Annotated in this window: 8 protein-coding genes, 1 tRNA gene and 2 pseudogenes; 4 read left to right on the top strand and 7 right to left on the bottom strand. The window is 73.3% G+C overall.

Annotation, left to right across the window (positions count from 1 at the left end):
• The 3 genes and pseudogenes from AXW62_RS36660 to AXW62_RS36650 form a co-directional block, all read right to left on the bottom strand.
• Nucleotides 1-301: pseudogene (locus tag AXW62_RS36660) on the bottom strand (hypothetical protein); the annotation flags it as partial.
• 95 nt (nucleotides 302-396) lie between these two features.
• Nucleotides 397-1,647, bottom strand: coding sequence for a helix-turn-helix domain-containing protein (locus AXW62_RS36655; protein WP_060948208.1), 1,251 nt, complete (start codon nucleotides 1,645-1,647; stop codon nucleotides 397-399).
• 320 nt (nucleotides 1,648-1,967) lie between these two features.
• Nucleotides 1,968-2,039, bottom strand: a tRNA-Val gene (locus AXW62_RS36650).
• Nucleotides 2,040-2,313: 274 nt separating this feature from the next.
• Between AXW62_RS36650 and AXW62_RS36645 the strand changes: the two genes are divergently transcribed.
• From AXW62_RS36645 to AXW62_RS46975, 3 genes and pseudogenes are all read left to right on the top strand, one after another.
• Entirely contained in the window at nucleotides 2,314-3,624 is a 1,311-nt protein-coding gene (locus AXW62_RS36645) for a coiled-coil domain-containing protein (RefSeq protein WP_370682963.1), read from the top strand.
• A gap of 96 nt (nucleotides 3,625-3,720) precedes the next feature.
• On the top strand, nucleotides 3,721-3,951 hold the full coding sequence (locus tag AXW62_RS36640; protein WP_060948207.1) for an FmdB family zinc ribbon protein: 231 nt from the start codon (nucleotides 3,721-3,723) through the stop codon (nucleotides 3,949-3,951).
• A gap of 198 nt (nucleotides 3,952-4,149) precedes the next feature.
• A pseudogene (locus AXW62_RS46975) lies at nucleotides 4,150-4,740 on the top strand (DUF4383 domain-containing protein); the annotation flags it as partial.
• A gap of 346 nt (nucleotides 4,741-5,086) precedes the next feature.
• Here AXW62_RS46975 and AXW62_RS36630 read toward each other — a convergent pair.
• From AXW62_RS36630 to AXW62_RS36615, 4 genes are all read right to left on the bottom strand, one after another.
• Complete coding sequence (locus tag AXW62_RS36630) at nucleotides 5,087-5,749, bottom strand: O-methyltransferase (protein WP_060948209.1); 663 nt, start codon at nucleotides 5,747-5,749, stop codon at nucleotides 5,087-5,089.
• A 264-nt stretch (nucleotides 5,750-6,013) separates the two neighbouring features.
• On the bottom strand, nucleotides 6,014-6,874 hold the full coding sequence (locus tag AXW62_RS36625; RefSeq protein WP_060948206.1) for an HAD family hydrolase: 861 nt from the start codon (nucleotides 6,872-6,874) through the stop codon (nucleotides 6,014-6,016).
• On the bottom strand, nucleotides 6,871-10,569 hold the full coding sequence (locus AXW62_RS46435) for a phosphoribosyltransferase (RefSeq protein WP_252368862.1): 3,699 nt from the start codon (nucleotides 10,567-10,569) through the stop codon (nucleotides 6,871-6,873). The genes AXW62_RS36625 and AXW62_RS46435 overlap by 4 nt, the downstream gene beginning before the upstream one ends.
• Nucleotides 10,570-10,835: 266 nt before the next feature.
• Nucleotides 10,836-12,023 carry an HpcH/HpaI aldolase/citrate lyase family protein gene (locus AXW62_RS36615; protein WP_060948205.1) on the bottom strand — a complete coding sequence of 396 codons (1,188 nt, stop codon included), beginning with the start codon at nucleotides 12,021-12,023 and terminating at the stop codon, nucleotides 10,836-10,838.
• A 234-nt stretch (nucleotides 12,024-12,257) separates the two neighbouring features.
• Here AXW62_RS36615 and AXW62_RS36610 point away from each other — a divergent pair.
• A partial coding sequence (locus AXW62_RS36610; protein ID WP_169808206.1) for a TerD family protein occupies nucleotides 12,258-12,816 on the top strand: 559 nt, incomplete at its 3' end.

The following is a 12,816-nucleotide window of genomic DNA, read 5'->3' as shown; positions in this document are numbered from 1 at the left end:
CAGGGCCCGTCGTCCAGGAGACGGGCGGTACGCCGAGGTAGGTCCGCTCGTCGGCGAGTTCTGCCAGGACGCGGACCTGCCGCAGGTGCCAGCTCGTCGCGGACCCCACGGCCACCAGCCAGTACAGGGTGCCGTACCTGTCCTGGATCACGGCACCGGTCTCGTCACCGAGCGTCTTCAGGGCACGTTCCCCGACGATCGAGGCTGCCCTGACGGCATCCCACCACGTGCCGACCGGTAACGCCTCGACGTCCACAGCGGGCGGTGGTGTCCACGGCAGGACTTGGGGATTCGTCGGCACGGTAGCCCCCGGCATCATCGGCGATCAGGTGGTAACCGACCGTAAGAGCGCCGGGGGCGGAGAAGGGGCAGAGATTCTGCCCCTCGAACACCGATTCAAGCGGCCAACATGCCGATCTTCACCGCCAACTCGGCAGCACGACGACGATGCGCGGGAGCCTTCGCCTCCGTCTCCTCCAAGATGATGCGGCGCGCGTAGCCGTTGTACCGGATTGTCTCCGGCGCGGCCTCGTACGCCTTGTCCAGCGTCGCCAGCGCGGTCTCCGCCTGCCCGTTCAGCTGATAGCCACGCGCCTCCTCGATCCGGTGGCGGGCTCGCCGCGGCCGTGACCGGATCGACTTCGCATCCGCTTTCGCGGCCTGCCGCACAGATTCACCGCCCGCTCGCAATTCCACGGCGACCGTCACGGCGTGCGCACCCATGATGGCCCGGGAGAACGAGGTGATGGGGTGGTAATAGTCCTCTGGCAGCCGTTTGGCCATCTTGCCGGCGGTGTCCCAGTAGCCCCACGCAGTGCCGGTGTCCCCTCGCCGGGCGGCGGTGTACCCGGCCTCGAACTGGAGGGCGCCGGCGATGGCGCGTACATCGTCCGACGCGTCCGGCAACAGCGGCGCGAGGTAGCGCAGCGTCTCCAGGGTGACAGCGTCGGCCGCGTCGAAGTGGGCGGGCCCACTGTCACGGTGGGCCTGAGCAGCGAGCCATGCCGCTACACCGATGGCGTGCGGGTCCTCGCTCTCCTGGGCGGCGACCATGCCGCGCTCGGCCACACGCCAGAGAAGGGCGGGGTCGGGCTGGTAGGCGATGAAGAACTGGCTGAGGCCGTAGACCTCGGAAAGTACTGCTTGAGCCGCTCGCCGCTCGGGAGCGCGATCGGCCTGGCGTACGGCGAGTTGCGCGTCTCGGATGAGGCCCGGCAGGAGGCCGCCGATCACCTCGCGGTGGTTGGGGGCGGAGTGGCGGGCGGCCCACGCGCTGTCGAGTCGTGCGCGCAGGTGCGCGGGGGAGGGCGCTCGGCGGTCGGCGGGGAGCGGGTAGGTGTCGACCGCGGCACGTACGGCGGGCAGCTTCGCGTGGCCGGGCCCGGTGAAGAGCTCGATGGGCATGGTCTGGTCGCCGGTGAGGTCGGAGAGGTCGCGGACGCGTAGCACCTCCGCGATGCGCAAGATCATGGGAAGCCCGGGTGTGTGGAGAGTGCCGTTTTCGATCTGCTTCACCCAGCTCGGCGACTTGCCGAGGAGACCTGCGAGGACGGTGCGGCTCATGCCTCGGCGTGTGCGGAGAACGTGCATGCGCTGGCCGAAGACCAGCGGGTGGTCCAGTGGGTCCGAGGTGGCATCAGATGACATGGCCTTGCCCCTCTCTGTCCAGCTCGTCACCGCCAGAGTATGGGGCAGGGCCGTTGTCGTGTGAGACGGTTCGCTCCCAGGCACGCTGAATACGTCGCTCATGGAACCAGGCGGGCCGGGCTGACGAGCGACGTGTGGTCCGGCCGTGGACATCCCCCAGCAAGATCAGCGTCACGATGGATGTCGGCACGTACGTACCCGACCCCTGAAGCGGGAAGCGATCGCCCACATGGACCGGATGCTCGGCCGCCGCCGACGTTGATGTCATCCGCGGATGTCAAAGACCCCCAACCGGGATCGGCTGGGGGTCTTTTCGCCGGTGGGCGCAGACGGGTTCGAACCGCCGACATCTGCCTTGTAAGGGCAGCGCTCTACCGCTGAGCTATGCGCCCCGGGGGAGCTGTCAGCCTACAGGGTCACCGGGGTGGTGCCGCAATCGACGGGAGGGTGCCGTGCCCTGGAGAGGGCCGCGGATCGCGAACCGGACCGAGCACTGTGCTCGTCAGTGACGGGTGGGAGAATGACATTCGGACCTGGGCGATCCAACGGGAGCGGGAAGTGGCGGCGACATCTGCAGAGCCTGCGCGTCCAGCGCGCCGTCCGAGCCGTCCGGCCGCCGCCCCGTACCGCCCGGTGGCGCGGGTGCGCCGGCCGCGCCGTCCCTCCGTGCTCGGGCTGGTGCTGCTGCCGGTGCCGCTGTTGGCGGTGGTGGGGTCGCTGTCGTTCGCCGGCGGGCACGGGGCGCGGCGGTGGTTCGGCGGGCGGGGGGAAAGTCAGCGGGCGGAGGCGCAGGCGGCGAAGGACGCCGCCGCGGCGGCGTTCTACGAGCTGGACACCGCCCAGCGGGACCTGCGCATCTCCATCGAGACCATCACCGCCGTGGACGATTCGCCCGCCGCGCGCCGGACGGCGTCCGACTTCGCGGCGCTGGGGCAGCGGATCGACCAGGTCAGCCGGGACTACATCACGGCCGTGGACGCGCACGATCTGGACCGGGACGACCTGGACGCGGCGACGGCCTCCCGGGCTCGGGCCGATCTGACCCGGGCGAAGGAGGCCCTGGAGCGCACCAAGGCGGATCTGGACCGGTTCGCGCAGGGGCTGGGGCCGCTGCTGGAGCAGGCCGAGACGCGGCTGGCGCGGCTGGTGCCTGCGGTGGAGCGGGCGCGGCAGGCGTTGCTCGCGGCGAGCAACGCGCTGGACGCGGTGCGTGCCTCGGGGCTGCGGGCGGACGATCTGGCGGCCCGGCTGGCGGCCCTGTCGCCCGAGTTGACCAAGCTCAACCAGGGCGCCGGGCAGCACGGCGTGCAGGAGACCCTGCGGCGCGCCGATGACGTGCTGCGCAGGGCCGAGGCGGTGCGCGGGGAGGCCGAGCGGCTACCGGAGCGGGCGGCCGAGATCGACCGGCGGCTGGTGTCGCTGCGTACCCGAGCGCAGGCGATCACCACCCGGGCCGCCGGGGTCGAGCCCGTCCTCAGCGAGCTGCGCCGCCGCTACAGCGCGGCCTGCTGGCAGGACCTGCAGCCGGTCCCGGCGCAGGCGGCCCGGGACGTGGCGCGGGCCGAGGAGAAGCTCAAGGAGGCGCAGGCGGCCCGCGAGGAGCAGCGCTGGCCGGACGCCACCGCGCTGCTGACCACCGTACGGGCGCTGCTGAACACCACGGACGAGGCCGTCTCGGCGGCCGGGGACCGGCTGCGGCGGCTGGACGAGGTGTCGTACGACCAGCAGAAGGAGATCGAGCGCACCCGGTTCGCGGTCCGCGACGCCCAGCGGCTGGCCATGGCCGGGCGCAGCACGCCCGATCCGCGCCACGCACGCCCGCTGGACGATGCCGTGGAGCGCCTTGAGCGGGCCGTCGCGGGGCTGGAGGGGCGGCATCCGGACTGGTGGCACTTCCTCTCCGAGACGGAGGCCGTACGGCAGACCGTCGCCCGGGTCGTCCAGGAGATCCGGGAGGAGCGGGGCGGCGGGCACTGAGCCCGGGGCGTTCGGCGCGCCGGTTCGCGGGCTGACGCGCTGATTCAGGGGCTCATTCGGGGGGCTGACCTGCGTATCGGTGGTTATGCTCCTGCCATGCCTCGCTATGAGTACCGCTGCCGCGCCTGCGGCACCACCTTTGAGCTGAACCGGCCCATGGCCGAGTCCTCCGCTCCCGCGTCCTGCCCCGACGGGCACGACGACACGGTGAAGCTGCTGTCCACCGTGGCCGTCACCGGTGCCTCCTCCTCGTCCGCCGCCTCGTCCCGGCCCCCGTCCGGCGGCGGTGACGGCGGCGGCTGCTGCGGGGGCGGCTGCTGCGGCTGAGCGGCTGAGCGGCTGAGCGGCTGAGCGGCTGAGCGGCTGAGTTGAGCCTAGGGGGACGGAGGCGGATCCTGGGAGGTGCGTACCCGCGCTGCGCCTCCCGAGGTACCGGACGTACGTGGCGGTGAAGTGGCCCGCGGGTACGGCCTCGGCCGCGACGAGCGCGAAGCCGGGGTCCGGCGCTGCGGAAGGAGGCCGGAGATGGCCGTCGGCCGCCCCTCCCCCATCGGTCCTCACCCTGCCGGAGTCGCCCGGCACTTCCCCGAGCGCATCGGCGGGCACATCAAACTCGATGAACACCTGCCGGTCGATCACCGGTTGAGCAGGGTTTATCGCATCGGCGCCGGGCTCATGGGGCTGGTGCTCGTCGCGTTCGGCATCCTGGGGCTCATCAACCGGGTCGGGTTCTTCGACATCGGCGGCCACACGGTCGCCGGTCTGAACACCAACGGCACGTTGAGCGTGCTGTCCATCGTCATCGGGCTGTTGCTGTTCGTCGGCATGGTCATCGGGGGCAACTTCGCCTCGTCGCTCAATATGGTGCTCGGGCTGCTCTTCCTGCTGAGCGGCTTCGTCAATCTGGCGCTGCTGGAGACCCCGTTCAACTTCCTGGCGTTCCGGCTCCAGAACGTCCTGTTCAGCTTTGTGGTGGGGCTGCTGCTGATGTGGTTCGGCATGTACGGACGGGTCAGCGGCGGGCTGCCGCATGACAATCCGTACTGGCTGGCCCGCCACCCCGAGCAGGCCGAACGCGAGGCCCGCGCCCGTGAGCTGATCGCCGCACGCGGTCGCGCCGCCGAGCAGACCGGTGCGGGGGCCGCGCCCGGCACCCCGCTCGCCCCGGGCACCCCGCTCACCCCCGGTGCCCCGAGCGCCCCTGACACCCCGGGCTGGCTTCTCAGGGCCGGTGCGCCCGGACCCGCCGAGCCCGGTGGCGCCGCCGAGCGCCGCGGGCCCGGCGAGGAGCCGGGGGGACGGGCCGGTCAGCCGCCCGGTAAGTGGGGGAAGCTGGACCAGCCCGGCGGTGCCGCCGAACCCACCGGCGAGACGGCGCGCGCCCCCGAGCACCCGGCCCCCCGGCGCTGGGCCCGCGCCCGGCGGCTCGGCGACCGGCTGGGTGGTCGGCTGGGCGACCGGCTCAGCCGCGCCGGCGCGCGATCGTCAGGCCGTCCGCGACGGTGAGCATGACCGCCTCGGTCCGGGCGTCCGCCGCGACATGGTCGTTGAACGCCTGGATCGCGGCGCCCGCGCTCGACGGCGCCGTGTCCGTGACCTGCCCGTGGTAGAAGACGTTGTCCGCGACGATCAGCCCGCCGGGGCTCATCCGCGGGACCAGCTCCTCCCAGTACGCGATGTAGTTCTGCTTGTCCGCGTCCAGATAGGCAAGATCGATACGGGGCTCGGCGGGCATCGCCCGCAGGGTGTCCAGGGCGGGCGCGATCCGCAGGTCGATACGGTCCTCGACCCCGGCCTTGGCCCACGCCTTCCGCCCGTACGCCGTCCACTCCTCCGACACGTCGCAGGCGATCAGCCGGCCGCCGGCGGGCAGCGCCTGGGCCATGGCCAGCGCGGAGAAGCCGGTGAAGGTGCCGACCTCGACGATGTGGCGAGCGCCGGTCAGCCGGACTAGGAAGGCCAGCAGCGGGGCCTGCTCCTCGGCGGACTGCATCCCGGCCTGCTCGGGAAGCGTGCGATGGGTGACCTCGACGAGTTCGCGCTGCACCGGGTCGAGCGGCGGATTGTGCCGCAGGACGTACTCGTACAGCTCGGCCGTGACCGGTGTGCTCTTGTTCTCGGCCATCACGGCCTCCTTCCGGCTCATTCGGCGGCTCTCCGCTTCCGGCTCGTTCCCACGGCCCTGCTCCCGATCCGTTCGACGGCCACGCTTCCGGCTCGTTCGGCGGCTTTCGGCTTCCGGCTCGCTCCGACGGCTCTGCGGGAAACATACCGCCCGCCGGGCGCGGGCGCCGGGTCAGCCCCGGCCGCAGGCACCGCCGCCCCGGTCACCCCCAGCCGCAGGCACCGCCGCCCCGGTCACCCCCAGCCGCAGGCGCCGCCACCCCGGTCAGCCCCGGCCGCGGGAGAGGGCCCGGATGGCCTGGCTGCGGGCCCGCGCCCAGCTGACCGAGGAGCGTTCGCCCAGAGCCCGGACGATGATCTCGCCCGCCGCGACGCCCTTCTCCTCGACCACGGTCAGGTGGGGCGCCGTCCAGCCTGCGGCGGCCAGTTCGCCGTGGCCGGGCCGCCAGGCGCGGTCGGCGGCCAGCAGCAGATCGGCGTCGAGCAGCGAATCGCCCGCCGCGAGCACCTCGTCCACGCCGGTCCGGCTCTTGACCTCGGCGACCGCCGCGCTCTTGGTGAGCGGTTCCGGCACGGCGTAGATCTTGCGCCCCTGGAGGGAGACCGTCCAGCCGCGCGGCTCGGCCCACTGGCTGAGTTGCTTGACGTAGCTCTCGGGCAGCAGTTCCCGTTCGACCACGAGATAGGCGAACAGCTCCTCCGCCGCCCGCTCCTTGAGCAGCCAGGCGGGGTCGGCGGTGGCCCTGAGATGGGCGCGGACCTCCTCCAGGGGGGCGCATGCGTCGGCGAGGGTGGCGCGCACCCGCGCGTGCCAGTCGGGGTCCGGCTCGCCGTCCACCAGCAGCTGGCCGCCGTTCGCGCAGATCGCGAAGCGGGGGGCGGGGCCGGGGAGGCGGATGCGGCGGTACTGCTCGACGGTGCGGGTGGTCGTGGGGACGAAGACGGAGGTGCGGACCAGCTCGGCGAGCAGCCCGGCCGCGGTCTCGGTGAGGTACGACAGCGGCCGGCCCTGGTACACCTCGACGCACAGCAGCCGCGGGGCCTCGGCGTCCGGCATGTCGAGGCCGAGCGCCGCCGCGGAGTAGATCAGCGTGCGGTCGAGGTCGCTCGCCACCAGAACGCTCATCCCGTGGCCACCGTTCTCTCGTCCCTGTCGGTCCTGTTCGCCTTGCCGACCGCTTTTCCGTCGGCCCCGGTGGCGCCCCGGGTGTAGCGCGGGTGGATCAGCCCGACGCAGGTGTACGGGAGCCCCTCGGTCTCCTCGACCGGCACGCCGCGCTGCTCGGCGAGCAGCCGCACATGGTCCAGGTCCGGGCCCGCGCCGCGCTGGGCGAGGATCTTCCACGGGACGCGGCGCAGCAGCACCCGGGTGGTCTCGCCGACGCCCGGCTTGACCAGGTTGACGTCGTGGATGCCGTATTCCCGGCTGATCCGCTCGACCGCGGCCCACCCCTCCCAGGTGGGGGTCCGGTCGGTGACCGCGAGCCGCTTGGCGTCGGCCACGGCGTCCTCGGCGACCTCGGCGAAGCGGGCCGAGACGGTGTCCAGGAAGTCGCCGGAGACGTCGGAGCCGGCGAGTTCGCGGTAGTACTTCGCGCCGTGGAAGTCGTTCGGGCCGACGAGGTCGGCGCGGAGCACGGTGCGGGATATCAGCCCGGAGACGGTCGAGTTGAGGCATGCGGAGGGGACGAGGAAGTCGTCCCGGGTGCCGTAGGTGTCCACACACCGGCCGGGGTCGGCGAGGACCGCGATCCGCGGATCGAAGTCCGGGTACGGGGCGAGGGCGTCCGACAGCTCGCGGGTGATGGCGCCCTTGCCGGTCCAGCCGTCGACGAAGACGACGTCGGACGGGTCGTGGTGGTCGGCCAGCCAGCGCAGCGCGGCGGTGTCGATACCGCGTCCGCGCACGATGGACACCGCGTAGTGCGGGAGGTCGAGCGCGTGGGCGTGGCGCGCCCAGCGGCGCATCAGCACGCCGACGGGGGTGCCGGCGCGGGCGAGCGAGACCAGTACGGGGCGCGGGGAACGCTCGGCGAGCACCGTCTCGGTGACCGCGCCGACGGCGCGGGCGATCCGGGCGGCGGAGGCGTCGAGGGCGGCCCGGTAGAGCTCCTGGTACCGCTCGCTCGGCTGGTACTCCACGGGCAGCGACTCGGCGTAGTGCGCGCCCCCGCTCTGGATCGCCTCCTCCCGCTCCTCGGTGGGCGCTTCGAGGGTGACGTGGGAGAAGTCCTGGAGCAGCCAGCCGACCTCGTCGGGGGCGTAGGAGGAGAACTCGGGTCCACGCAACGGCCCGTGCGAGGGCTCGTGCGAGGGCTCGTGCGGCGATCGGTGCATGGGCTGGGCCTGCCGTTCGGGGGCGGTGCGGGGGGTGGGCGGGGTGGCTGGGGTGGCTGGAGTGGCTGGGGTGAGTGAGGCCGCCGGGGTGGCTGCTGGGGCGAGCAGGGTTCCCGGGGTGGCAGTGGTGGTTGGGGTGGCTGGGGTGGTTGAGGCAACTGCGGCAACTGCGGCGGCTCGTCGGTCCTGGGGGCGGTAGGACGGTACGACGGCCAGCAGCAGCCGGTCCGTCTGCGCGCTCAGGGCGGCGAGCAGCCCGTCGGGGGCGTGCAGCGCGGGGGTGTCGGCGACCGAGTCCACGACGGCGACGACGGCGTCGAAGCGGCGGCCCGGATCGGCGCCGGGCGCCACGTTGTAGGCGTAGCGCGGCCCGGGGCCGTCGGCGGGCTCGTCGTGCGCGGGGAAGGTGAGCCGCGTCCGGATGGCGTACCCGGGGTCGTCGACGGCGAGCACGGGTGAGCGGGTGGTCGTCGAGTACCGCACCTCGACGCCGTCGAGGACCTCGTCGAGCGCTTGGGCGATCCGGAGCGGCGCGTACATCAACTCCTCGAACCCGAGGACCAGGACGCGGCGGTACGGGCACGGCGGCAGGGGCCGGACCGGGGAGGCGGCGTGCGCGCCACCGCCCTGCCCGGCCGGGGTGCCGGGGGCGTCGGATTGCCCCGGGGCGGCGGGGCGGCTCGGGACCGCAGCGGGACCAGCGGCCCGGCCACCGGTCTCCCCCGCCCTCGCCCCAGCCGTCTCCCTCGCTGCCGTCGCTGTCGTCGCCGTCGCTGTCGTCTCCGTCGCTGTCGTCTCCGTCGCTACCGTCGCCGTCGCTGCCGTCGCCGTCGCTGCCCTCGCTGCCGTCGCCGGAGGGGCGTCGGCCTCGGCGGGCGCGGCCGTGCCGTCGGGCGCGGTGGGTCCCCCCGGAACCGCCGGGGTGCCGTCGGCGAGCGCGGCGGGACACGGCTCGTGACCGCCCGTTGCCCCTGCCGGGGCATCGCCCCGGAGCTGGGGCGTCGCCCCGGCGGGCGGGGCCGGGTGGTCCGGCGCCTTCGCCAGCGCGTCAGCGATGCGGGCCGCCATGGCGGGAAGCGCCGCTTCCAGGCGGGCACGGTGGGCGGGGGTGAAGCCGTGACGGCCCCCATCCGGGAGCCCTTCGGGCCAGCCGAGGTCAACACGAGCGACGGCCGAACCCGCACCAGAGGCGGCACCCGCCGAGGACGCGGCACCTGCCGCAGCCGCCGAGGCCGCCGAGGCCGCCGAGGGCACGGTGGAGGCACCTGCTGAGGACGCCGGGGAGACGCCCGCCGACGCCGCCGAAGGAACACCCGCTGAGGACGCAGCGCAGGCACCCGCCGAGGAGGCTGCGGAGACACCCGCCGAAGCCACCGGCAAGGCACCCGCCGACGCCACCGTGGGGCCGGTCGTGCCCCCACCGTCCGCCTCGGCGGCGTCCCCACCGCCGACATGCCCCGCGTCCGCACCCCCGGCGCCCGCCGCGGCAGCCTCGTGCGCGGCCACCAGCCTCGCGCCGCGCTCCAGGACGTCCTCCGGGAGGTGGACCGATCCGGCCGCCGCGGCGACCAGGTCAACGCGGGCGCCGAGGTCGGCCGCGAAGGCGTCCAGGTGGGCGCGGTCCTCGGGGGAGCGCATGTCCACCAGGGCGACCACCACGTAGTGGTCGCGGGGGAAGCGGCGGTGGAGGGCGGCGATGGTGTTCAGGATCGTCCGGCCGGTGGAGAACTCGTCGTCCACGAGGACCAGCGGGCCCTCGGAGCCGAGCAGCCCAGGGTCCTCGGGGAGCAGCAGATGGGAGGTGGCGTGGCTGTGCTCCTCCTCGAAGCCCCCCACCGTGGCGACGCCCGGGACCGGACGGCGGGTGGAGTGGAGGTACGGCGCGAGGGCGAGCCCGTCGGCGACGCTGTGGCCGAGGCCCGTGGCCGTCTCCGCGTACCCCAGCACCACCGCGCGGGCCGCCGCCTCGTCCCCCAGCAGCTCCCGCACCCGGCGGCCGAGCCGCACGCCCGCGCCGTAGACGGTGGCGGGCCGCTGCGGAACATGCTTGCCGAGCACGTTGGAGACCAGCAGATGCGCCCGCTTGGGGTTGCGCCGCAGCGCGAGCCCGAGCAGCTCGCGCAGCTCCGCGCCACCGCCCTCGCTCCCCTGACCGCCGCGACGACCGCCACGGCCCTCACCGCCGCGCTCCTCACCGCCGCGCGCCTGACCACCGTGGCCCCGCCCGTCGGCGTCCTCGCCCCGCACGTCGCCGTCGCCGTCCTGGCCCCGCACGACGCCGTCCTGGCCCGGCCCGTCGCCGTCCCAGCCATCGCGGTCCGAGCCGTCGCCGTCCCAGCCGTCGGAGTCGCCCCGGCCGCCCCGGTCACCCCCGCCGCCAAAGCCGCCCTGGCCACCCTCCAGCCGTACTCCCAGCCGGTCCGCGACCCACTGTCCCGACCACACGTTGCCCACGCTCACGCCGCCGCGCCTCGTTTCCGTCATCACTCGTCCTCGGGCCGTCCCGGGTCCCAGCCCCGGCTCCCGGCCCCGAACCCGAACCCGGCCCCAGGACCCGGACCCCGGACCCCGGACCGGGACGGCCCCGGCTCCCGGACCCGGACCCGAATCCAGACCCGAATCCAGACCCGACTCCCGGCCCCGAATCCGAAACCGGTTCCAGGACCCGGACCCCGGACACGAATCCGGGACGGCCCCGGCTCCCTGACCCGAACCCGAATCCAGACCCGGCTCCCGGCCCCGGCCCCGTTCTACGTCCGCAGGCTCGCCGCCAGCAGCTCCACGAAACTCACATCCTCCCGGGCCACCCCGAAGACCTCCGCGCGCCGCAGGGTCCGCTCGGCCCATGCCCGGTGCGGCTTCACCTCGTTCATTTTGTTGGTGTACGACGAACGCAGCACACCGCCCCCGCCGCGCTGGGGTTCCAGGATGTCCACCGCGTCGCTGAACTCCTCGTGGCTGACGACGGAGAGCGCGTGCACGGGGGCGACGTGGGTGGGGTGGATGCAGGTCTTGCCCTGCAGGCCGTTGGCCCGGTCCAGCTCGATTTCGCGCAGCAGCCCGTCCATGTGGTGCTCGATCAGCTCGGTGCGCAGGGACTCGGCGCGACCGCTGCTGAAGGGGCTGATCCGCAGCTGCGGTTTGAACATCCGCTCATGGGGTCGGAAGTACTCCCACACCGGTCCGGTGACCGTGAAGCCCGTGCCGTCGGCCCGTCCCAGCATGTTCACCACGTCCGCGATCACGGACGCGATCATCTGGACGTCGTAGGCGGTCATGTCCGGCGCCCTGCGCAGCCCGTACGCCGAGCACAGGTCGGTGACCCCCAGGCGCAGCGCGAGCACCCGCTCCCGGTATTTGTCGACGATCCGGCCGATGCCGCTCAGGGTCTCGGTGCGCGTCTCGCGGTGCATCAGCTCGGGCGATTCCAGGACCGGCATCGCATAGAGCTGCCGTCCGCCCAACTCACTTCCGGCCCCAGCATTTTCGGCCGATATCAGCGCCTCGAGGAAGGCCGCGCCGCGCTCCTCGGTGAACTTCGGCAGGACGAATCCGGACAGCAGCCGCACGCCCGCGCCGAGCCGGGTGACCAGATCGGTGATCTGCTCGGGGGTGCGGACCCGGATGAAGAGCAGCGGGAGCGGGGTGCCGGGGCCGCGCCCGGACAGCTCCGCGAACTGCCGTACGAGGTTCTCCTCCGCCCCCGGCACGTCGGCGTCGTCGATGGAGTCCTCCAGGCACAGCACCATGGACACCACGCCCTGAGTCGCCTGTTTGACGATGTCCTCGGCGAGCCGGGGCCGGGTCGCCGGGCAGTAGAGGGTGGCGCCGAGTGCGACGGCCAGTGTCTGGGGCGGGGAGTCCACGGTGAACTCACCGGGCTCCCGGTGGAAGAGGCTCGCCCGCACCTCGCCCGGCAGATGTCCAAAATGCCGCATGTAACTCCCCGAACTGCCGGTACACCGTCTCGGCCACGCGGACCCGCGGTTGGCCGATAATCGTACGTGCGGCCATGGGTCAAAAGTTCCCCAAGAGCGCGAAAATCACGTAACCCATATGCGTCCATCCAGTGTCCGGGATGCCCGCCCCGCCACCCCGTACCACCTCCGCTCAGCCACCCGCCCCGTACCCTGCGTTGTCCCGGCACCCCCCGGGAAGGCAGGATTGCGGCCATGACCCAGGCGATGCTGAAGGGATCGAACATCCCGCTGGAGGCCACGGCCATACGCGCGGTGCTGCGCTGGACCCCCGGTACGGGCGTGCCCGATGTCGATGCCTCGGCGCTGCTGCTGGGCACGGACGACCGGGTGCGCTCGGACGAGGACTTCGTCTTCTACAACCAGCCGCACCACCCCTCGGGCCTGGTCCGGCACCTGCCCAAGAAGCCGGTCCAGGACGCGCTGACGGACACCATCGAGGCCGAGTTCTCCGGGCTGGGGCCGGAGGTGCGCCGGGTGGTGCTCGCCGCCTCCGCGGACGGCGGCACCTTCGGGCAGGTACGGGATCTGAGCCTGCTGCTGTACGACGCCTCCTCCGATGCGCCGGACACCACGGACGCCGAGCCGATCGCGATCTTCGCGGTGCTGCCGGAGACCGGCAAGGAGGCCGCGCTGATCTGCGGTGAGCTCTACCGGCGCGGTGACGGCTGGAAGTTCCGGGCCCTGGGGCAGGGCTATGAGTCGGGGCTGGTCGGGCTGGCCACGGAGTACGGGATCTCGGTGGAGGACGGCG

Source organism: Streptomyces hygroscopicus subsp. hygroscopicus, assembly GCF_001553455.1.
Taxonomy (GTDB): Bacteria; Actinomycetota; Actinomycetes; order Streptomycetales; family Streptomycetaceae; genus Streptomyces; species Streptomyces hygroscopicus.
Note: the sequence above shows the minus strand (reverse complement) of the source record. Positions and strands in the feature narration are given on the sequence as shown.

Coding starts and splice junctions, on each gene's coding strand:
- AXW62_RS36655 (WP_060948208.1), bottom strand. CDS start 1,647: ATGTCATCTGATGCCACCTCGGACCCACTGGACCACCCGCTGGTCTTC.
- AXW62_RS36640 (WP_060948207.1), top strand. CDS start 3,721: ATGCCTCGCTATGAGTACCGCTGCCGCGCCTGCGGCACCACCTTTGAG.
- AXW62_RS36630 (WP_060948209.1), bottom strand. CDS start 5,749: ATGGCCGAGAACAAGAGCACACCGGTCACGGCCGAGCTGTACGAGTAC.
- AXW62_RS36625 (WP_060948206.1), bottom strand. CDS start 6,874: ATGAGCGTTCTGGTGGCGAGCGACCTCGACCGCACGCTGATCTACTCC.
- AXW62_RS46435 (WP_252368862.1), bottom strand. CDS start 10,569: ATGACGGAAACGAGGCGCGGCGGCGTGAGCGTGGGCAACGTGTGGTCG.
- AXW62_RS36615 (WP_060948205.1), bottom strand. CDS start 12,023: ATGCGGCATTTTGGACATCTGCCGGGCGAGGTGCGGGCGAGCCTCTTC.